20 protein-coding genes are annotated in these 20,465 nt (G+C 58.8%); 9 read left to right on the forward strand and 11 right to left on the reverse strand.

Annotation, left to right across the window (positions count from 1 at the left end):
- Nucleotides 1–19: 19 nt before the first annotated feature.
- Nucleotides 20–796 carry an enoyl-CoA hydratase/isomerase family protein gene (locus KF767_11350; protein ID MBX3018478.1) on the reverse strand — a complete coding sequence of 259 codons (777 nt, stop codon included), beginning with the start codon at nucleotides 794–796 and terminating at the stop codon, nucleotides 20–22.
- Between the two features lie 9 nt (nucleotides 797–805).
- Entirely contained in the window at nucleotides 806–1,675 is an 870-nt protein-coding gene (locus KF767_11355) for a 3-hydroxybutyryl-CoA dehydrogenase (protein MBX3018479.1), read from the reverse strand.
- A 329-nt stretch (nucleotides 1,676–2,004) separates the two neighbouring features.
- Between KF767_11355 and KF767_11360 the strand changes: the two genes are divergently transcribed.
- Nucleotides 2,005–2,451: a hypothetical protein gene (locus tag KF767_11360; protein MBX3018480.1), complete on the forward strand. Its 447-nt coding sequence runs from the start codon at nucleotides 2,005–2,007 to the stop codon at nucleotides 2,449–2,451.
- A 55-nt stretch (nucleotides 2,452–2,506) separates the two neighbouring features.
- Here the strand turns inward: KF767_11360 and KF767_11365 are convergent, their stop codons facing one another.
- The 3 genes from KF767_11365 to KF767_11375 form a co-directional block, all read right to left on the reverse strand.
- A complete protein-coding gene (locus KF767_11365) occupies nucleotides 2,507–3,715 on the reverse strand; it encodes an HNH endonuclease (protein MBX3018481.1) in 1,209 nt (402 codons plus the stop codon).
- Nucleotides 3,716–3,997: 282 nt separating this feature from the next.
- Entirely contained in the window at nucleotides 3,998–5,830 is a 1,833-nt protein-coding gene (locus KF767_11370; protein ID MBX3018482.1) for a hypothetical protein, read from the reverse strand.
- Nucleotides 5,831–5,938: 108 nt separating this feature from the next.
- Nucleotides 5,939–7,246, reverse strand: coding sequence for an AarF/ABC1/UbiB kinase family protein (locus KF767_11375; GenBank protein MBX3018483.1), 1,308 nt, complete (start codon nucleotides 7,244–7,246; stop codon nucleotides 5,939–5,941).
- A 142-nt stretch (nucleotides 7,247–7,388) separates the two neighbouring features.
- Here KF767_11375 and KF767_11380 point away from each other — a divergent pair, with 142 nt between their 5' ends.
- The 3 genes from KF767_11380 to KF767_11390 are packed head-to-tail and all read left to right on the forward strand — an operon-like array spanning nucleotide 7,389 to nucleotide 10,544.
- On the forward strand, nucleotides 7,389–8,720 hold the full coding sequence (locus KF767_11380) for a deoxyribodipyrimidine photo-lyase (protein ID MBX3018484.1): 1,332 nt from the start codon (nucleotides 7,389–7,391) through the stop codon (nucleotides 8,718–8,720).
- A complete protein-coding gene (locus tag KF767_11385; GenBank protein MBX3018485.1) occupies nucleotides 8,717–10,105 on the forward strand; it encodes a TIGR01777 family oxidoreductase in 1,389 nt (462 codons plus the stop codon). Before KF767_11380 ends, KF767_11385 begins: the two co-directional genes overlap by 4 nt.
- Nucleotides 10,074–10,544 carry a (2Fe-2S)-binding protein gene (locus KF767_11390; protein ID MBX3018486.1) on the forward strand — a complete coding sequence of 157 codons (471 nt, stop codon included), beginning with the start codon at nucleotides 10,074–10,076 and terminating at the stop codon, nucleotides 10,542–10,544. Before KF767_11385 ends, KF767_11390 begins: the two co-directional genes overlap by 32 nt.
- On the opposite strand, the gene KF767_11395 is transcribed toward KF767_11390, so the two are convergent.
- Both KF767_11395 and KF767_11400 read right to left on the reverse strand, forming a co-directional pair.
- Nucleotides 10,541–10,828, reverse strand: a complete 288-nt coding sequence (locus tag KF767_11395; protein ID MBX3018487.1) for a (2Fe-2S)-binding protein — start codon at nucleotides 10,826–10,828, stop codon at nucleotides 10,541–10,543. The two genes, KF767_11390 and KF767_11395, sit on opposite strands and share 4 nt — an antisense overlap.
- Before the next feature lie 29 nt (nucleotides 10,829–10,857).
- Nucleotides 10,858–11,859 carry a bifunctional oligoribonuclease/PAP phosphatase NrnA gene (locus KF767_11400; protein MBX3018488.1) on the reverse strand — a complete coding sequence of 334 codons (1,002 nt, stop codon included), beginning with the start codon at nucleotides 11,857–11,859 and terminating at the stop codon, nucleotides 10,858–10,860.
- A 246-nt stretch (nucleotides 11,860–12,105) separates the two neighbouring features.
- On the opposite strand from KF767_11400, the gene greA reads away from it, so the two are divergent.
- From greA to KF767_11415, 3 genes are read left to right on the forward strand one after another with little or no spacing between them, the layout of a single operon-like run.
- Nucleotides 12,106–12,564: a transcription elongation factor GreA gene (gene greA / locus KF767_11405; GenBank protein MBX3018489.1), complete on the forward strand. Its 459-nt coding sequence runs from the start codon at nucleotides 12,106–12,108 to the stop codon at nucleotides 12,562–12,564.
- A gap of 27 nt (nucleotides 12,565–12,591) precedes the next feature.
- Nucleotides 12,592–14,532 (forward strand): hypothetical protein, encoded by a 1,941-nt coding sequence (locus KF767_11410; protein ID MBX3018490.1) that lies wholly within the window; start codon nucleotides 12,592–12,594, stop codon nucleotides 14,530–14,532.
- Nucleotides 14,504–15,400, forward strand: a complete 897-nt coding sequence (locus KF767_11415; GenBank protein MBX3018491.1) for a glycerophosphodiester phosphodiesterase — start codon at nucleotides 14,504–14,506, stop codon at nucleotides 15,398–15,400. Before KF767_11410 ends, KF767_11415 begins: the two co-directional genes overlap by 29 nt.
- Here KF767_11415 and KF767_11420 read toward each other — a convergent pair.
- The gene (locus KF767_11420; protein MBX3018492.1) at nucleotides 15,327–15,968 is read right to left on the reverse strand and encodes a hypothetical protein; all 642 of its coding nucleotides are present in this window, start codon (nucleotides 15,966–15,968) and stop codon (nucleotides 15,327–15,329) included. The genes KF767_11415 and KF767_11420 overlap by 74 nt on opposite strands.
- A 166-nt stretch (nucleotides 15,969–16,134) precedes the next feature.
- Entirely contained in the window at nucleotides 16,135–16,476 is a 342-nt protein-coding gene (locus KF767_11425; protein ID MBX3018493.1) for a hypothetical protein, read from the reverse strand.
- Between the two features lie 134 nt (nucleotides 16,477–16,610).
- Here KF767_11425 and KF767_11430 point away from each other — a divergent pair, with 134 nt between their 5' ends.
- Nucleotides 16,611–17,291 (forward strand): hypothetical protein, encoded by a 681-nt coding sequence (locus KF767_11430; protein ID MBX3018494.1) that lies wholly within the window; start codon nucleotides 16,611–16,613, stop codon nucleotides 17,289–17,291.
- Nucleotides 17,292–17,465: 174 nt separating this feature from the next.
- Nucleotides 17,466–18,116, forward strand: coding sequence for an ASCH domain-containing protein (locus KF767_11435; GenBank protein ID MBX3018495.1), 651 nt, complete (start codon nucleotides 17,466–17,468; stop codon nucleotides 18,114–18,116).
- A gap of 65 nt (nucleotides 18,117–18,181) precedes the next feature.
- Here the strand turns inward: KF767_11435 and KF767_11440 are convergent, their stop codons facing one another.
- The gene (locus tag KF767_11440) at nucleotides 18,182–19,486 is read right to left on the reverse strand and encodes an ABC transporter permease subunit (GenBank protein MBX3018496.1); all 1,305 of its coding nucleotides are present in this window, start codon (nucleotides 19,484–19,486) and stop codon (nucleotides 18,182–18,184) included.
- Nucleotides 19,452–20,420, reverse strand: coding sequence for an ABC transporter permease (locus tag KF767_11445; protein ID MBX3018497.1), 969 nt, complete (start codon nucleotides 20,418–20,420; stop codon nucleotides 19,452–19,454). Before KF767_11445 ends, KF767_11440 begins: the two co-directional genes overlap by 35 nt.
- Between the last annotated feature and the right edge of the window lie 45 nt (nucleotides 20,421–20,465).

Raw genomic sequence — 20,465 nt, forward strand, 5'->3', positions numbered from 1 at the left:
CCGGTTCAGGTGCCGCCGATTAGGGCGCGAAGGCGGGTTTGCGTTTTTCGAGGAAGGCGCCGGTGCCTTCTTTCACTTCCGCGCTGCCACAGAGCTCGCCGAAGTGTTTTGCCTCTTGGGCCAGAGCCGCATCCACCGCGAGATCGTGCGCTTCGAGAATCGAGCGCTTGGCCGCCGCGACGGCGCGCGGACCCTTCGTCATGATGGAATTCAGAGCCGCCTGCGCGGTCGCGAGGAGTTCCGCTTTCGCGACGACCTTATTCACAAGCCCCATCTGAAGCGCATCGGCCGCGCCCACGGTGCCCGCCGAGAAGATCAATTCACGCGCGCGGTTCACGCCCACCACGCGCGACAAGCGCACGGTCCCGCCGAAGCCGGGGATCAGCCCCAGATTCGTTTCGGGAAGTCCCAGCTTCGCCGAGTCCGCGGCGTAGATGAAGTCACAGGAAAGAGCGAGCTCCAGGCCCCCGCCGAGCGCGAAGCCGTTCACGGCCGCGATCGTGGGGAAAGGCAGAAGCTCAAGCTGACGGAAGATCCGCTGGCCCCGCTCCGCGAAGTGAACCGCGTCGTGACCGCCGAGTGCCGAGATCTCTTTGATGTCCGCGCCGGCAACGAAGGCCTTCTCGCCCGCGCCGGTCACGATCAGTCCCCGGACCGTCGCCGGAAACTGCGACTTCAGCGCCGTCAAATGCGCTTCGAGCTCCTTCAGGACCTGGCCGTTCAAAGCATTCAGCGCTTCGGGGCGGTTGATGGTCAGGGTCGCGATGTGATTTTCAATTTGCAGAGTCACGCTCATGGTTCGCTCCTAGTATTTGTAGAATCCGCGTCCGGTTTTGCGTCCCAGCCATCCCGCTTCGACGTACTTCACGAGCAGCGGACACGGACGGTACTTCGTATCACCCAGACCGTCGTGCAAGACGTTCATGATCGCGAGGCAGGTGTCCAGACCGATGAAGTCCGCCAGGGTCAGCGGGCCCATGGGCTGATTCGTGCCCAGCTTCATGGCGCTGTCGATATTTTCGGGCGTCGCGATGCCTTCATTCAAAGTGAAGACCGCTTCGTTGATCATGGGCATAAGGATGCGGTTGACGATGAAGCCGGGCATGTCCTTGTCCGAGGGAACGAAGGTCTTCTCCATTTTTTCGGCGAGCGTCTTCACGGTTGCGTAGGTCGCGTCCGAGGTCTGCAGACCGCGGATCCCTTCGACAAGTTTCATGAGCGGCACGGGATTCATGAAGTGCATGCCCGCGACGAGTTCGGGACGCTTCGTGACCGCCGCGATTTTCGTGATCGAGATGCTCGAGGTGTTGGTCGCCAGGATCACGCCCGGACGCGCGACCTGATCGAGCTCTTGGAAGATTTTGACTTTGAGATCGATGTTTTCGGTAGCGGCCTCGACGATGAAGTCCGCGTCTTTGAGAGCGGCCGTGCCAACCGAAGTTTTGATGCGACCGATGATCTCGGTTTTTTGCGCCTCGGTGATCGTTTGTTTTTTGATCAGACGATCCAGGCTTCCCATGATCGTCGACAGGCCTTTCTCCAGCCCCTTCTCGTTGATGTCGGTCATGATGACGTTGAGCCCATAGGTCGCCGCGACTTGGGCGATGCCGTTCCCCATCTGGCCCGCACCCACGACGCCGAGAGTTTTGATCGAAGAAAGTGCCGAATCCGCCATGTGGATCATCCTTTATGTGAGCGTTTGAAATGCCTGGGATTCTTGCCTTTTTGAGAGCGGAAAGTCACTTTCGGCGGCGGAAGTTGGAGCGGTGCGTTTGGGGTCGCGGCCGCCCGGCTCCTCGCGTGTCCTCGTGTCCGTTTTCCGCCGCGTTTTCACTTTGGCGCCTCCTCGTTTTCGTCTTGGATCGAGACGCCCCGGAGTGCGCCCTGGCGGACGAACTTCGGCGCGAATGAAAGGCGTCGACAGGTCCGAAAAAGCCTGGAGCTCTAAAAGAGGCCGGCTCCGGCCCCGTGCTTGCACTGTTTTTAGGATGAAGGAGCCTCGTCATGTCGCTGTCTCGGATTGGGACATTCTGCCTCGGAGCCCTGATCGTCGTCGTCGGCTTTCAGAACTGCGCGGGCGCGCCCGAGACGCCGTCGCTCACGACGGACCGGAATACGCTGCAGAGCCTCACCGCCGAGAAGGGCGCGCTCGAAGAAGAAAGCGCGCGCATGATCGATCTGATCGCGGCGGACCTCAACTGCGCGGTCGACTCCGACTGCGAGATCCTGACCGTGACCGCCGCGTGCGCGCGGGAAGTGGCCTCTTCACGGCGCCGGGGCGACCGGCGCGAAATTTTGAATTTGATTTCCCAGCATCGCGCCGACTGGCGCATGTACGCCGACCGCGCCTCCCTTCACCCCGAGCTCGCCTGGGTTTGCAAACAGGGCGAGCCCGACCAGCGCGCCGCCTGCTCGTCCGCCGGACGCTGCGTGCTGGACGCCGTCGAGTGAGTTTTTCATTTCTTTCATTCGCCGCGACCAGGTCACGTGCAGCGACTTTCTTTTGTTATCTGAAAGGGTGAGCCCCAGGTTTCCGACTCCGGCCCCGATTATGCGCCGAACACAAGGCGCGCAGGTTTGCGGGAGCGTTCCCGCCACCTGCATGGACCGGGTGGATGTGATCGATCTGCAGGAAGCACCGTGAGCCGCAGCGTTTACCGGTGAGTAGGTCCACATAGCCGCAGCCGCGCGGGCGCACTTCCGATTCGGAAGTGGATGGTGAGGCTTTCTTCAGAGGGGTTGAATCTGAATTTGGCCTCGAGGAGTCTTTCCCGGGTTTCGAATCTGACGTGGACTTCGAGGAGTCTTTCCCAGGTTTAGAATCTGAATTGGGCCTCGAGGAGTCTTTCCCGGGTTTCGAATCTGAAGTGGACTTCGAGTCGCCTTTCCAAAGTTTAGAATCAGAAATGCACTTCGAGTCGCCTTTCCCAGATGTAGAATCTGAATCGCATTTCACGTGGCCCTTTTCTTTTTCAAGGACTGCGTACTTCCGATGTGCGGGGGCAACTCCGAGACCGGTAAGAATTCGTTTCCGCAGATTCGGCGCGATCTGGCGGGGATGACTTGAGCGTTCACGTTGCGGCGAGGCGCGCTTGATTTCGGTGCGGCGGGAGATCTCTTTGCGCGCAAGATAAATGACCAAGTCCGCGTGCCTCCGCTTCGGAACGGAATGGGAGACGAGTTCTCCCACACGGCACCAGCTTTCATACTCCTCTTTGGTCAAAGTCATGTTGATCGTCACCGAACCGTCGCCATGGTGTTGAGTGCGTTCTGTGGCAGGCACTTCAACTTTCAGTTCATGGGCCAAAATCTGCTGCGTCTCCACGAAGCTGCGCGACTCGATCTTTGCAAGGAGCTCCCGTTTATCCTCGGCCTCCATTTTGGCGCCGAACTCTTTCTCCGCCAGTTTGATGTTTTGGGTGACGAGTGCGATCTGGGAGAGGTTCAGCTTTCCTTCCTCGATCTTCGCTGCGACTTCGGGAATTTCCCGCAAAAGCCTCGCCGCGCTGATCCGTCGTTGTGCCGCTCCGGCGGAGTAACCATGCACCTGGGTGAGATACTCAAAGAGGGATGGATAAGCTCTTTCCAGATACAGCCGGCGTCGGTCCACTTCGGCGATGCACTCCAAAACCAAGTGCGTGATCTTCCTCTCGGTGCGAACGAGTTTCGTGAGTCGCACGAGTAGGTTTTCATGCGAGAGAGTTTTAAGCGTCATGACGGACCTCCATCCGTCGAGGAACGTATCACGGGTTTTTAAAACCGAATTTTGGCGCTTTTCCCGAATGAGGGTGAGATTCGGAAGCCGCCAGGGAATACGCCTCAAACCTCTTCTTTGGCTTCAGGAGAGATTCCGCTTCGCCGCTCGCGAAGGACCGCGAGTTCAGAATGCAAAGCTTGCCGCTGCCCCGAGAGAACACGAAAAATGTCGTCAAGCAGAATCAAGTTTGTCAGTGCGCCGCAATTCTCCGCTGGACACGCCGGTCTCTTACACCCGGTTTCACTCCGCGCCCCCGCCCCCGCGGGCCCTGCGGCGCTCGCGCGTTCGCTCCAGCAACCGAAACAGCAAGCTCTCCTGCTCGATGTAGGCTTTCAACAGCGCGCCGCCCGAAATCGCGGTGACACCACGCCGGCGGTTGGCGATGCCGATCTCGAAGATCCAGCGCATTTGACGAAAGAGCGTGCGGTAGGCGTGGGCCGCGCCGCGGGCGGGGTCCCAGGCGGTCAGGTCTTCGCCGCTCGCGCCGTTGAGCTCCAGGATTTGGAATCGTCCCGCGAGCAGCTCCGCCACCGATTCAAATTTCACGTCGAAACGTCCGATCCAAAATTCCGGAAGCGCGCGGCAGATCTCATCGATCCGCGCGATCAGTGGCGCATCCGCCGGCAAAGTGAACTCCGTATGGATGCTGCCGTCGCGCGTGCTGCCCGAAAGCTTCAGCCGCGTCACTTGGCCCGCGCCCGGAACGAAGTCCAGCGCCTCGCCGGCGAAATCTTCCAGGTGGGGCGCGAAGCGCGGATCGCACTCGACAAGTTCACGGGTCGTGCGCCGTCCGTCGCCGATGACGAAGGGGAAATAGGTCATCGCCACGCGCACGACCGCCCGTTCGCGCGAGGGCGGGCGGGCGTAGAAAACGCCCGCCTCGGCCGGCCAAGGAACGTAGGCCTGCAGGATCACGGTTTGGTTCTGCGGGAAGCGCTCAAGATATTCCGTAAGGGCGTCCGCGTCCGCGATCAGCTCGACCCCGCGGCTCATGTAGCCGATGTCGGGTTTGGCGACGATGGGGAACGCCAATTCCGCTTGCGCGACGAGATTTAGAACGTCCAAGCTCGCCAGATCTTCGGGGACCGTGAAGGCGATGAAGCGCGGGAGATGTTCGGCGAAGCGCGGGGGAAATGCCTGAAGGATACGGGATTTGGATTCGCCGCAGATACCGGCGTTTTCGATGCCGGGGTTCGCGGCAAGGGGTGCGCTCAGCGAGCGGAAACAAAGCGCGTTCCAGAAGTAGCCGAGGACGATGGGCGCGTAGCTCAGGCCCGACGGCAGGCTTTCGAAGAACGTGCGCGCACGGGGGACCTGCAAGTCCGGAAGTCCCCGTAGCGGCGCCGGTGGCCAGGGCGGAGGGGACGGGAGGCGACGCCGACGGAGCCAGGTCCGCACGCTGCGGCGGATTTCATTTCGGAAAATATAAAAAACCGCGAGGAGCGCGAGCGCGGCCAGGGCTTCCGCACCGAGAAGATCCGAGATCTGCAATCCCATGTACAGAAGTCCGTACAGCGCGACGGCGCTGTAGATTCCGGTGATACAGAACGTGACGAAGGCCACGAGCTTGAAATTCGCCCGCGAAAAGCCGAGCATCAGGAAAATCGGAATCAGCATTCCCGGAGCCAGGCGCGAGATCAGGATCGTCATCCACATCCCGCGATCCAGATGACGGCCCACCTGACGCTGGTAAGAGGGAACGTCCACGTAACCCCGCAGCCAGCGGCTGCGCGCGATCCAGGCACCCGCGACATAAAGGGCGATGTCGCTCAGGAAGATGCCGATGAACAGCGGCAAAAATCCCGCGACGGAGCTCAGACGTTCCGTGCCGATGAAGTAAGCGCTCGCCGCGATCGCGACCTCCTCGATCAGGAAGGTCAGTCCGAAGACGAGCGCGACGAAACTCACCGACGAGGCCGAGCCCTTCGGGCTCGGGGCCAGGACGAGCTCTTCGACGACTTCGGGGGCTTCGTGCAGGGCTTCCAGGACTTCGGGATGAATCTCTTCCGCGCCGTGGGCCCATAGGCCGATGAAAATCAAAACGCAGAAAAACGAGAGCCGCAGAATCTTCATCTCTTTCAGAATTGGTGAAGATCGCGAGGCATTCAATCCGGGCGTGGATTCTCAAAAAAAATTGAGATTGATTGCGCCCTTCGGCGTGAGGGGGCGCGCGAGAAAAAGCTAACGGCGTTTTTCCAAATAACTCAGCAGCAGTTCGCGGGCGCGGATCTTGGCGCCGAAAACCGACATGAAGACGAAAACGCCGCCGGTCTTGCGATCCAGGAATAGGATTTCGCGCGGAGGCGGGCGCAGCTCGAAGCGGCGGATCATCTCGAAGACTTTTTTCGTCAAACGCTGCGGCAGATCCGAGTTCTTCCAGTCGTAGGTGCCGTCGGCGGCGACCTGTCCGGCCTGATTGCGCGGATCGTGCGGTTCCAGGAAGGGTTCGACGGTCATGGTGCAGAAATCCTCGAAGATGCGACGCAGTTCCGGATCGTCGCCCTCTTCCAGAAAACGCAGCTTCAGCGCCGCGGTCCGCAGGCCCTCGACGTCGTTACGGAGCGAAGCTTCGACCATATCGTGGTAGGGCTTCAGGAACTCTTCCGGATACTCGCGGACCGCGCCGAAGTCGAACAGCACGAGCCGGTCTTCGCCGTTCGGATTGATACGCACGCGGTAATTTCCCAGGTGCGGGTCTGTCTGCACGACGCCCCACTCGAAGAGCTCTTTGTAGTAGAGCTCCATGTACATGAGCGCCAGACGGTTGCGGCGGTCGGGCGCGAGATTGCGGATCAGGGGATCGTCGGCGCGTACGCCGCGCTCGAAAGAGGTCGCGATGAGCTTCTGGCCGCTGTACTCGCGGTGCACGCGCGGAACCACGAAACGTTTGTCGTCCGCCAAGAGTCGCGCGTACTTTTCGGTCGCGTCCATTTCGGCGGGGTAGTCGGTCTCTTGTTCGAGCATGTCGCGGATCTCGTCGAAGATGTGATCCGTGACTTTTCCCTGGGGCAGGAACTTCATCATGTTGAAGAAGCTTTTCAGCGCTTTCAGATCACTGTCGATCGCGCGGTCGACGCCGGGGTATTGCAGTTTCAGCGCGAGCAGCTCGCCCGTCGCTTTCACTTTCGCGCGGTGCACTTGTCCGAGGGACGCCGAACCGATGGGTTCGGGTTCGATTTCGAGTTCGTCATAACGCGCGCCGAGCTCTTTGCGGAAAAGCGGCTCCATCGCGCTCCATTTGAGCGGCGGCGAATCCGCTTGCAGGCTTTTCAGAAGTTGATTCGCTTCGGGCGGCAGGAAGTGCTCGCCGTACATCGACAACATTTGGCCGGCCTTCATCAGGCTGCCTTTGAGCTCGCCGAGTTCGCTCGTTAAAAACTTCGCGCGATTCAGCAGAAAGCTCTTCCAGTTTTCGTCTTTTTTGGCGTCCGAGGCAAAAAGGGTCGAGACGCGATGACCGGCCAGGCCCGCGCCCGTATTGAGCGTCATCTTCGCGAGGGACAGTCCACGCGAGAGCGCCGAGGATTTGATTTTCTCTAGTTTTTTGCCGTTACCCTTGCCAGAATCCACGCGGGTCAGCTTAGTCGAAGGTGGCCGCAAAGACAAAGAACTCGCGGTGAAAGGACGTCAAATGACACAGACCCATGTCTTCTGGTTTCGCCGCGACTTGCGTTGGGTCGACAATCGGGGGCTCGCCCGCGCGCAGGCACGGGCGCGGGAGGACGGGGCGAAACTCTTGCCGATCTTCATTTTCGACGCGGACATTCTGGGTGAGTTGCCCGATAAAAACGACGCGCGGGTGAGTTTCATTCACGACCGTGTGCGCGAAATGAAAGACGAGGCGCGCGCCGCGGGTGCGGATCTTTGGGTTTTTCACGGTGACGTCTTGCAAGTGCTGAAAGCTGTGTTTGAAAAGCATCAGGTCGCGGCGCTGACTTTCAATCACGACTATGAGGCAATGCCCATCGCCCGCGACGCCGCGGCCCGAAAGCTTGCGGGTCGTATGAAGATCGAAACCACTTCGTTTAAGGATCAGGTGATCTTCGAGAAAAGCGATATCATGACGGACGCCGGCACGCCCTATACGGTGTTCACTCCCTATAAAAGGAAATGGCTGAAGACGCTGCGGGACGCCGATCTTCGTGCGGAAGCGAACGCGGACTTTAAACTCTTCGTCTCCGGTCCCGCACCCATGCTCCCCACACTCGACCAGATGGGCTTCAAAAAAAATTCCGATATCGCGATTCCCTCCGTAAAATTGTCCGACAAAACCTTGCTCGACTACGCGCAAACTCGCGATCTGCCCGCGCGGGATTCGACGTCGCACCTAGGTCTTCATTTGCGTTTCGGTACGTTGAGCGTGCGCGGTTTGGTCAAACGCGCGCGCGGGAAAAGCGACGTCTGGCTTTCCGAACTGATTTGGCGCGAGTTCTTCATGCAAGTCCTTTTTCATTTTCCCCATGCCGAAAAAAGATCTTTCCGTCCGGACTACGACCGGATCGTGTGGCGCAAAAGTCCCGCGGATTTCAAGACGTGGCGTGAAGGACGGACGGGTTACCCTCTCGTCGACGCGGGGATGCGGGAATTGAACGCCACGGGCTTCATGCACAACCGCGTGCGCATGGTCGTCGCGAGTTTTCTGTGTAAACATCTGCTGCTCTACTGGCGGCAGGGCGAGCGTTACTTCGCCGAAAAACTCCTCGACTATGAACTCGCCAGCAATGTGGGGAATTGGCAGTGGGCGGCCGGGTCGGGCTGCGATGCGGCCCCTTACTTTCGGGTTTTCAATCCCGAGATTCAGCAAAAGAAATTCGATCCGGACTTCGAGTACGTTCGTCGTTGGGTCCCGGAATTTGAAACTCCCGAATACCCGAAGCCGATGATTCCGCACGCCGAGGGACGCGACCGCGCCTTGCGCGCGTATCATCGCGAACTCAAGGGCAAGAAAGGTAAAACCAAATGAAAGTTCTTTTAACCGGAGCCACGGGGCTTGTGGGACAAGAGGTCGGCCAAGCGCTCGTGCGCGCGGGGCATGAGGTGTTCGCGGTCACCCGAAATCGCGCGAAAGCGGAAATCGAACTCGCTTATCCGGCGGTTTTGATCGAGGGCGATCTGGCCACGGCACCCCTCGTGCACGAACGTTTACACGAGGTCGAAGCGGTCATTCATCTGCTGGGCGAAGGCGTCGCCGACGGACGCTGGTCCCCCGAGCGCAAAGCGCGCATCCTGGAGTCCCGTCGCGCCGGCACCCAACATCTTTGGACGTCCTTGCGCGGACGGGCACCGGAGGTCGTCGTTTCGGCCTCGGCGATCGGCTATTACGGCGACCGCGGTGAAGAGTCCCTGACCGAAGACAGCGCGAAGGGGACGGGCTTTTTGGCGGATGTCTGCGATGAGTGGGAGCGCGCGGTGCAGTTTCCCACGGACGCGGTCTTCGCGTCGACGCGCAAACTTTCGCTCCGGATCGGGATGGTGCTCGCGGCCGAGGGCGGCGCGCTCGCGAAACTGATCCCCATCTACCAAACCGGCGCGGGCGGCGTGATCGGTAACGGTCAGGCGTGGATGAGCTGGATTCATCTGCAGGATCTGGTCCGGCTGCTCTTGTGGTCCTTGACCGCGAAGCACGCGAGCGGCGTCGTGAACGCGACGGCGCCGAATCCCGTGCGGAACCGTGAGTTCACCAAAGCCCTCGTCACCGCGCTCGATTCCTTCCAAGGACCACCGGTCCCGAAGCTCGCGCTCAAAGCGCTTTACGGAGAAATGAGCGAAGTCGTCTTGGCCTCGCAAAAAGTGACGGAGTCCCGCGCCGCCGCCTTGGGATTTACGTTTCAGTATCAAGACATCCTTTCGGCGTTGACGGAGGTCTGCCAATTTCACCGCGGCGGTTACCAGGTGCTGACGCAATCGCAGTACCTTCCCTACACGAAGGAAGCGGTCTTTCCGTTCTTCGCCGCCGCCGAAAATCTCGAGAAAATCACGCCGCCGCTTTTGAACTTCGCGGTGAAAACGAAGTCGACGGAAGCGATGGGGGCGGGGACGCTGATCGACTACGTGCTCAAGATTCGCGGCGTGCCCGCCAAGTGGCGTACGTTGATCGAAGACTGGAATCCGCCCCACGAGTTCGTCGATACCCAGCTCAAAGGCCCGTACAAATACTGGCACCATCGCCACCGGTTCGAAGACCTGGGAACGGGTGTCTTGATGCGGGACCGGGTCCGGTACAAACTCCCGCTGGGCCTTCTGGGCCAGGTCGTGGCGGGGAGTTTCGTGCGTGGGGATGTCGAAAAGATTTTCGCTTTCCGGCGAAAGTACCTCCATGATCATGCGGCGGGGATTTTTGGCCGATAAGTTCCTCGTGAAAGTCGTCGCGGAGATTCCTTACCAGGACCGAATTGAAGGCGAAAAAACGGACGCGGGTTGGCGGCTGAAGGCCGTGGGCTGCGCGCGTCTTTTGGCCGAGGTGCGCGCGCTCGCGGCAATTTCGAACGATCCGTCGACCTGGGCTTTACCCGAGACGACCGATCACGTGGGGCTCCTTTTGCGGGAGTTCATCCTGAAAACTCAAGGCGCGTGGGCTTATCCCTACGCGGACGAAGAGCTGTGTCACTGCCGGAACGTGCCGACCGCGGTCGTCGATCGCGCGATCATGAACGGCGCGCATACGGGGCCGCAGGTGTCGCGACTGACGAATGCCAGCACGAGCTGCGGCACGTGTCGCCCGGATGTCGAATGCATCATCAAGTACCGCAAGACGGGTTGTCTGGCGGCCGCGAAAAAAGCCGCCTAAGTCTCGTCGGATTCCGGAGTCGAAGTGCCTGGCGCGGGAGCTTTGCCCGTGAGGTCTTCCACGATTTTTTCGGGAAAGGTTCCCGTTTCCAGATAGTGTTTCAGCATCGGGGCCAGTTTGCGGCGGCAGCTGCCTCCGCAAGGGCCGACGCCGGCCGTGGTCGCGTCGAAAATTTCGTTCAGCGTGTGACAGCCGTCGACGATGGCTTTTTCGATGGTCTCGCGCGTGACGTTGTTGCAGCGGCAAATGATCTGCTGGCGACGCTTCGAATGCGGTGCGGACATAAGCGTCTCCTGATCGAGGTCGGAGGATCTCAGGAGCCGGTCAGGCGCGGTTTCGGAAGCGCGCCGACGAGGTTTTGGACAACCTTATCGCGCAGTTCATCGAAATCGCCGCGGTAGTTGGCGCCGGCCGCGAACATGTGTCCGCCTCCGCCCAAACTTTCCGCGAGCCCCAGCACCGGGAGTTGCCCTTTGCTGCGCAGGCTGACCTTGTAGACGCGGCGGTCGTGCAGATCCTCACGGAAAATCACGCCCGCCTCGAGAGTCTCGATGGTCATGATCATGTCGATCAGATCGCGTGACTCGTCCGTCTCTAGACCGTAGTAGGCGAGATCCGCGTCGCGAATTTTCAAAACCGCGACCCGGCCTTCCCCAAAGTATTCAATTTGTCCGAGCGCTTTGGCAAGGAACGCCATCTTCTGCACGGTTTGATTGCCGAACAAATGGCGGTGAACCTCTTCCGGATCGATATCGTAACGTAACAGTTCCGCGGCGATCAGGTGCGAGTTCGGGGAATTGCGAATGAAGCGATAGAGTTGCGTGTCGAACGTGATGCTCGTGTACAGGCAGCGCGCGATGTCGCGATCGAGCGGAATGCCGAGCTGCTGAATCAGCTGAAACGCCATCTCGCCGGTGGAGGCCGCGAGCGTGTCGATGACCGATTCGGCCGAGGGCTTGGGGCCTTGCTCGAGAATCGGATGGTGATCGATGAACACGACCTTCGCGCCCTGTTGCGTGCAGGCGCTGAAGAGCGGCTCAACCAGGCGTTCGTCGTTCGTATCGAAAATCAACGTGAGGTCGACGTCGTTCGGGATCGTCGGGTTCTCGTCGAAGTATTGAATCCAATGATCGGGTTGCAGGAAGCGGTACTTACGAGGAGTCGCATCGAGGTTGATGACCTGAACTTTTTTCCCGATTTTGCGAAGCGCGAAGAAGAGCGCCATTTCGGCGCCGAGACCGTCACCGTCGCAATGACGATGGGTCGACAGCACGATGGATTTCGCCGCTTTGATGATGTTCGCGAGCTGAATCACGGATGTCGTTCCTCCACCCTTTAAGATTCGGCTTTCTTGGCTAAAACGTTGAGGAAAAACCCCTCCACCGGACCCGTGATTTAGCCTTAAAACCCGGTCTAGGTGCTGTGCGTCAGTTGCTTCAGATCAAGAATATTGCTAGGGTGCTGGACTTTCTAAGGCCAACTTAAGGCCAGTTCGTGTTTCTGATGGTTTTCCGATGAACCCGGAGGTTCTCAAATGAGTACAGGTGCCGACAAAATGCCGATGACCGCGAATGGGAAGGCCATGCTCGAATCGGAACTCAAAAAGCTCCTGCTCGAAGAACGCCCCACCGTGATCAAAGCGATCGAAGAGGCGCGCGCGCACGGCGACATCTCGGAAAACGCCGATTACGACGCCGCGAAAGAACGCCAAGGGATGATCGAAGGCCGCATTGGTGAAATCCAAGCGAAAATCGCATCGGCGGAAGTCATCAATCCCGCGGACATCAAATCCGAAGTCATCGTTTTCGGCGCGACCGTTGAGCTCATCGACCTCGATGACGATGCGAAGCACACCTATATGATCGTCGGCGTCGACGAAGCCGACGTGAAAGCGGGCAAAATTTCGATTCTGTCGCCCATCGCGCGGGCGCTCATCGGCCGCAAGGCCGGCGAAACCGTCGCGGTGCAAAGCCCCAAAGGCGAGCGCGAATACGAAATCCAAAGTTTCCTGTTCAAGTAAGCGTTCACGCGCTTAAGATCTGTTCCTATGAGTGATGTTGCCGATCAGCCAGGACTTCGACGCAGTTTTTTCGCGATCGCCCTGGCCGTCATTCTGGGATTTTTGCTCAAGGCCGCTTTCAACGAAGAGGCCTTGAGCGCGCAAGTGCGTAAGGCCGCGGCCAACGTTCACGCCAAAACGCTCATCGATTTCGAGTCCGCCGACCTCTCCTTGGCTGACGGTCCTTTTCCGGAATTCGCCATCGTCGTCACGAACGTCAAAGTGCAAAGCGAAGAGCTCTGCTGGCTTTCGCCCGTCGCGGTGGTCGATGAACTGCGTCTGCCGCTGAATCTCTGGAAACTTCTGCGGGGTGAGGTCGAGATCACCGAAGTGAAACTCGGTGACGTCAATCTGCAGCTGCGCACGACGCCCGAAGCCTGCCGCGAGCAGCAAAAAACGGTTGCGGGGGGGGCTGTGCCGCCTGCGCCCAGTGCGCCCGCGCCGACGAGTGAGGAAGCCCCGCTGTTCGAACCGCCCGATTCGCGCGGACCGATCTCGCGTATCTCGGTCCGGTCGCTCCAAGTGCAGTATCTGCCCGTGCCCTTCACCGATTTCGAAATCGATCGCTTGAGCATCGACCGCCTGAGTGAAACGCCGCTGAGTTTGCGCACGGTGGGTGAGTTGAATTTGGGCGGCGCCACGCTTTCGGGCGACTACTCGTCGAAGGCGCGTTTCCAGATCGATTACCGGCACCCGGGATTGACGCTGAATTTGACGGGCACCTGGCGCGAAGGCACCTACGCGCTGAAGGTGGATTCGGACGTCGAAAAGAAAGAGCTCGATCTCGCGGGACGAATCGATCACCTGCCGCTGTCGCAGATCTTACCGTTCTTGAAGAAGTACAACGTCCTGCGCGGGGAGTACGACGGTCGTCAGGTCTGGTTGAATCTGCGTTTCAAGTCGCCGGGCCGCACGCGCTGGATGGACGGCGTGCCTTTGCAGGTCGAGCGTCTGAGTTTTGAGGGCGACTTGGGCGAGATCGAAGGCGGGGGTTTTCATATCCGCCGCTGGAATCCCCTGGAGTTTTCGAATACCGAAATCACCTTGCGAAATCTGCAAATCGAAAAGCTGCTGCGTTTGTTCGGGCGCACGGAACTGCCGAAAAGCGTCGGTGCCTTGGGCGAGCTGAACGGCGTGTTGAAACTCGAAGGCGCACGTCGCATGAGTCTGAGCGGCGAGTATTCGGGGCTGGAACTCATCTTCTCGAACCGGGGTGAGCGCAAATCCCAAGTCATCAGTCTGATGACCGGGGTTTGGAACTACGACCAGGGCCGCTGGTCGCTGACGATCCCGAGCATCCGTCCCTACGAGGGGCTTTTCCTGGGCGAGGTTTTCGTCGAAGGCAATGAGGACGCCGAGCAGCTGCGGGCACGCGTGCACATCGACGAAATGCATCTGGGACCGGAAGTGCAGTCGCTCATGTCGGGAGGCGGAAGTCTGGGCCGCTGGGCCGCCGACGTCGAGGCCGCCTGGAACAAGGGCCGCGTGGAAAGCTTGCGTGGACAGATCCTGGCGCAGGACTTGAGCGTGGACGGCGTGAACATCGCGCGGCTGCGTTCGAACGTGCAGCGACTGAAGGACGGAAACCTCAATTTGGAAGTGCGCGCGTCCGATCTGGGCATCGAGCCGACGTCGCCGGCGCGGGCGGTTTTGCGTCCCTTGATTCCCGTGGCGCTGCGGACGGACCCGTCGCTTGCGGGGGCGTGGATGAGCGAACAATTGCATATCGTTTTTGACGTGAAAGAAAACGACTCGCTGAGCTGGAAACTGCGCCCCTTGGTCTTCAAGGGTTGGCAGTTACGTTCAGAGGGCGGATGGAATCCTGCGGGTGACGTGCGCGGGGCGGTGAATGTCCGCTTCCGCGATCGCGACTCGCGTTGGCGGGTGGAGGGCTTGCGTGATGCCCCAGTCTTTGTTGAAGAAAAATGATTTCATCAATTTCGGCCGTGATCTGCTGGGCGGCGCGCGGCGTTTCGTCCAGCACGTCGAGCCCTTCCGGCTGCGTTGGATCACCGAGCGCATTCAGGTCGTGCGTTGGCCGCGCGGGGCTTACCGTCTTCCCGAGTGGCAAGCGCACCGTGGCTACTGGAAAGAGGGCGCGCCCCAAAATACGCTCGAGTCGCTGATCGCGGCGCGCGCGGCGGGCGCCCCCATGGCGGAGTTCGACGTGCGCCTGACGAAGGATCGGGTCGTCGTTTTGTTCCACGACCCGGATCTCGAGGTCGTGGGCCGTAAAGAGCTGCGCGTACGTGAGCTCACCTACCGCGAGCTGAAAGCGGAAGTCGCGGGCCGCTTCCGGCTCACGACGCTGAAAGAGGTTCTGCAGTCCCCGGACGTGCCGGAGCTTTTGAACATCGAGCTGAAAAGCGAAGAGGTCCTGAACGATCCCCTGGAGCGCGCGGTCGCGAAGGTCGTCGACGAGTGCGGTGCCGCGGGACGGATTCTTTTTTCGAGTTTCAATCCGGCGTCGATCTGGAAAATTTCGAATCTGCTGCCGGGAGTGCCGCGGGCTTTTCTGATCAGCCCCGACATGGAGGAAAGGTCGCTCCGCGAGATGTGGTTCGCGCCTTTTCTAAAGATTCACATGGTGAACTTGGATAAGGTCATGGTGACCGAAAGTTCGATGCGCACCTGGAAACGTCTGGGCGTTCCGGTGGCCGTGTGGACCGCCGCGACGGAGGCCGAGATCGAGCATTACCTCAACCTCGGCGTCGCTTCGGTGATTACTGATGTACTCCCCCGAAGGAAGACATCGCCTCAACCGGAATCGGCTCCGGAAGTTCCATCCCGTCATTGAACAGAATGGCTTTCTGCGCGCGCGAAGCGATTTGCGCTTTCACGTTCGCCTTCACCTTCTTCGTGCGGGGCGTTTCGACCGTGGAGTCCTTGGGCTCGCGCTTTTCGGTTTGGTTGCGCGAAGCCGAATCGAATTTCGGCGCCTTGCGGATCAGCTGATCGCGGGGCTGAATTTCGTCGGTCATATCGTTCAAGATCGCGTTTTTCATCAGATCCGAGTCGGACTCGGACTGTTCGCGCTCGAAGGATTTTGAGTCTTCGGTGGCGGGAACGATCTCTTGTTTGGCATCGTCTTTTTTACCCGAAACGCGTCCCAGTTCCTTCTCGTATTCCGCTTTGATGGCGGCGAGCTTTTCCTGATAGTCGCGACGGATCGATTCCACTTCGCCGGTCTTCGATTCGCTCATGCACGAACGAAACGCCAGGTTCGCGGACTCTTTCGCTTTCACGCGGCAAAGCGCGGTCATGGCGTCCGTACGGGGCGCTGTCGATTGCGACTGCGCTTGCGCGCTCGCCACCACGAGCATCAGTCCCGCGATCAGCCCGGTTTTGAAAGATAAGGATTTCACATTCACCCCTTTAAAAACTCATTACGGAGCTTTCGCGGGAGACATTCCGAAATCCGTGCCAGGCGGGAATCCCAAAGGAGTGGGCAGGGGTGGGCGCAAAGCCACGGCCGCCCTATCCGATTTTCAAGACTGTTCCGTATTTTGACAGCCGAAAGGTCGCTTTTGGCTATTTGAAGCGAGAGTAGGCGTAGTAGCAGCCACCCGCCATGGCGAGACAGATGACGGCCAAGAAGGGAAGTATGAAATAGGCGGCCAATCCCGCAAACGGGTTTGATTTGAGCAGAAGGATCCAAAAGCCATAAAGCCCCCAAATCATCAGGGCCCACAGGATCGTGCCGGTGAGAAAGGCCCGTGCTTTGACCTCGTCGAGATCAAGGTCCGCCGAAGCAACGAAAAGGTGGGTGCCGATCCAGGCTCCGAAAAAGATAACGGGCAGCAAGAGGGGGAGTGAGGAATGAGAGTCCAAGTGAAGTGCGACGGCCGAGAATACAAAAATCAAAGTCGTCATGATGGCGGAAAAGAATCCCGTAACCAAACCGATCAAAAGTCGTATAGCCATAACTCAGGGTCACGCCTTTGCAAACGGAAGGGAAGCTCTATTTCCGCAAAGCTTTCGCGCGAGTCTCATGTATACTTCCCCATATGATGACATTATTTCCTGAAGCGGAAGTCGCTTGGCGGACCCGGATCGCGGACGTCTACAACTCGGGGGACTGTGAAGCGGCGGTGAGGCTGGCGGATGAGTTCCTGCGCGAGTACCCGAATGCGCCCTTGGCCCGCTACTGCGTGGCCGTGATGCGCGGGGATTTTTCCTATGATTCGCGGCACTCCGTGGAAGAGGCCTCGCGGCTGAAACAGATCGCGATCTCGGGGGTGCGGGCCTTGCTGGAAGATCCGCAATTTGGCGAGTGGCCCTTGCAGTTCCAGCACCGCGTTCGCAACGAACACTACTTCTTCAACGAGATGTCCGAAGAACAGTATCAGTTGGGGCTTGAACGTATCGCCCTCGGTGAAGAGGGCGACTATCCGGCCTGTGTCGGAGCTTCCGGGATGGCCCTGCGTTTACTCAAAGCGGGCGACGTAGAGGCGGCGACGTCCTGGGCGCGCAAATCGATTCAACACTTCGCCGAGTTCGAGAAGAAAAATCCCACTTGGTACAACATCAACCATTTCGGCGCACAGTCGGCGGCCTGCCTTGGCGAATACGAGATCGCGGAGCGGATCTTCCGTGCGATGTTCGGCAAAATGAAAAAGCCGGTGGATGAGAAAGAACTCGAGTCCTTCCGCCGCTCTTGCGAGGAAATCAAAGCCCTTCGGGGTTGAGCGAAAGGTAAGAAGATATCTTTTTGGCGTTAACGGAACGTTTTATCCGCTGCGGTCAATGAGTAAGTAAACAAGGGCGTCCGCCATTATTAAACGATATCTCAGAAGAACACGTCGCCCCTAAGTTCTTGTGAAGAGCTTAAGTTCAGAGCGAGAAACCCGAGATTGATACTCATGAAGCTAAAGAAGAGTCTTGGCGAAACTCGAGATGTTCCCAGTGGCCGGGCGATTTCCATTCGGCAACCCTATGTTGAAGAAATTTTGACGGGTAAAAAGAAGTACGAGTTTAGATCGAGGGCCACTCATATCCGGGGAAGGGTGTACCTCTATGCCTCCGGAAAGTTCGCCGAAGGCTATGAGGATAACTCCCTCCCGCGCGGAACCATCGTAGGTTCAGTTGAAATTGTTGGCTGCAAGTTTTTCCCCTCGCGGAGGGTATTCGGATACGAACTCAAGCATCCCAAGAGATATACCGCGACCCGCGTTCCGGACAATCAGGCGCAGCCTTGCTTTTTCTTTCCATTCGGTCCTTCTCGGAAGCCGAGGAAAGATCCGTCCTTGGTAAAAAAGAAGGCCCCGCTTAAGGGTAAGCTTTACCCAAAGCCGATCCTCGCAAACTTTCTGGGTGAAATTCCTCGTACGCTCTCGGGTTTTGAACGCGAATTTGAAAACTACCTAAAGAAAAAACGACTTATCGTCACATCGAATCCTACGGTTTCGAGAGCGGACAAGGCTCTGAAGAGGCTTTTATCTAAAGACCGCTTTTCGATTTTAGAAATTCCGACGCTTGTAAGGAAGAACGTCTCTCGCAAACCTCAAAAGTGAGAATGGACATCTCCTTTTCCTCCACTTCCGAATCGGAAGTGGATCCAGATTGAAAATCGGAAAGCTTACTTCCGCAGGGTCTTCGGATCGATCGCGTCCTGCAGGCCGTCGCCCAGATAGTTGAAGCTGATCGTTGTCATCAGGATCAGGAAGCCGGGGATCATGACCAGGAACGGCGAATCTAGCATGATTTCCAACGCGTTGAACATCATGTTCCCCCAGGAGGGGGTCGGTTGCTGGATGCCCAGACCCAGGAAGCTCAAAGCCGCCTCGGTTTGGATCGACGAGCCCACGCCCAAGGTCACCGAGACCAGAAGCGGTGCGATCGTGTTCGGGAACAAGTGACGGAAGATGATCTTGCGATCGGTCGCGCCCAGAGTTTTCGCGGCGAGGATGAACTCGCGCTCTTTCAACGACAAGACCGATGCGCGCACCAAACGTGCGACCTGCATCCACGAGAAAAGCACCAGGATGAAGACGAGCTTCACGATGGATTCGTTGGACGGATTCGCGATGTAGCCCAGGAAGGGGACCGCCTCGGTGAGCTTTTCGATCGAGACCGCCGAAACCACGATCAGGACCGGCAGCTGCGGTAGCGACAAGAGCGAGTCGGTGAAGCGCATGAGTAGAACGTCGATCCAGCCGCCGTAGTAACCCGCGACCGAGCCGATCAAAAGCCCGATGAAGGCCGAAACCAGCGCGACCATGATCCCCACGCCGATGGACACGCGCGCGCCGTAAACCAAACGGATGAAGACATCGCGGCCGAGCTCGTCGGTGCCGAAGACGTGGTAGGTTTCGAAATTCGACACCAGGTCGCGGAACGAGGAAGCGCCGTCGACCTTCAGCTCTTTGACCGCTTTGGTCAGATCGTCGCCGGTTTTCTGCGCGAGATCGTAAAGCGCGTCCTCGGGACGGACGGGCGTGACGAGTTGCTTTTCGATGGCCTCGTTTTGCAAAGCCGTGGATAGCTCGGGGTACATCAAGATGAAACGCTCGATGGCGATCTCGCGCTGTGAGGACGACGCCGTCGTTGTCGAGAACGGCGGCAGGTAGCGGTGCAGGGCGTTTTGCGCCATGGGGTCGAGCTTCGTGAAGTGACCGATCGCGGGCGCCAAAAGCGCGATGACGATGAAAGCGATGATGACGAATAAACCCGCGACGGCCATCCGGTGCACCAGGAATTTCTCCCAGATGATGGAGCCCAGGGACTGAACTTTTTCGGCCGCTTCGATCTGGCGGCGCGAAATCGTCGAGTCCTCCGGTAAAGTACGCTGTTCGCTCGAGGTGATCTCACTCACGTTCGGTTTCACTTTCCCTGAAGGTTGTCGCCGTTTAGCGGAAGCTGATTCGTGGGTCTGCAAATCCATACAGTATGTCCGCGATGAGGTTAAAGATCAGCACCATCGACACCGAGATCATGAAGCTGACCATGGCGACGTTAAAATCGTTTCCGAGAATGGACTCGTACACCAGACGGCCCACGCCCTGGTACGAGAAGACGGTTTCGGTGATCGTCGCGCCCGAAAAGACCGACGAGATCGAAAGCGCGAGGATCGTGATCAAGGGCAGAAGGGCGTTACGGAATGCATGGCCCCAGACGACGCGGTTCCGGGCCAGGCCCTTCGCGCGCGCGGTGCGAACATAATCGTTGCGCAGACTTTCCAGCATCGCCGAGCGCGTGAAACGGAGGAACACGCCGATCTGCAGATAAGCGAGCGTCATCACCGGCAACACCAGATAGTAGCCGCGATCCGCGATCGTCCCCCAGAAGCCGAACTCTTGACCGATGGTGTAGGTCTGCCCCGCCGGCAGCCAGCGCAGGTTCACGGCGAAAACCAGAATCAGCATCATCCCCAACCAGAAGGAGGGGGCGCTGACGCCGGTGAACGCGAAGAGGTTCGCCACGTAGTCAAATTTCGAGTTCGGGCGCAGCGCCGTCATGACCCCCAAAGGCACGGCGACAATCACCGCGACGAGGAGCGCGGCGAAGGACAGGACGAACGTATTCCACAAACGCGGGCCCATGATTTCCGAAACCGGCACGCGGTAGGTTCGCGAATAACCCAAATCACCCGAAGCGATGGTCGTCACCCAGTTCCAGTAACGTTCGTAGGCGGGCTTATCCAAACCGTACATATCGCGCAGGCGCGCGACGTCCGCCGAAGTGATCTTCGGATTGGACTGGATCATCAATTCCACCGGGTCGCCCGGCATCAGCGTCATCAAATAGAAGCAGAAGTACGACAGCATGATGATGACGATGAAGGTCTGCAGCAGGCGTCGCAGAATATAATTGGTCATGTGCCTTGGTCCTTCCCCAAAAACTCAAGCGAAGGCGCGCGTGCG

This window comes from Pseudobdellovibrionaceae bacterium (genome assembly GCA_019637875.1).
Taxonomy (GTDB): domain Bacteria; phylum Bdellovibrionota; class Bdellovibrionia; order Bdellovibrionales; family Bdellovibrionaceae; genus JAHBUW01.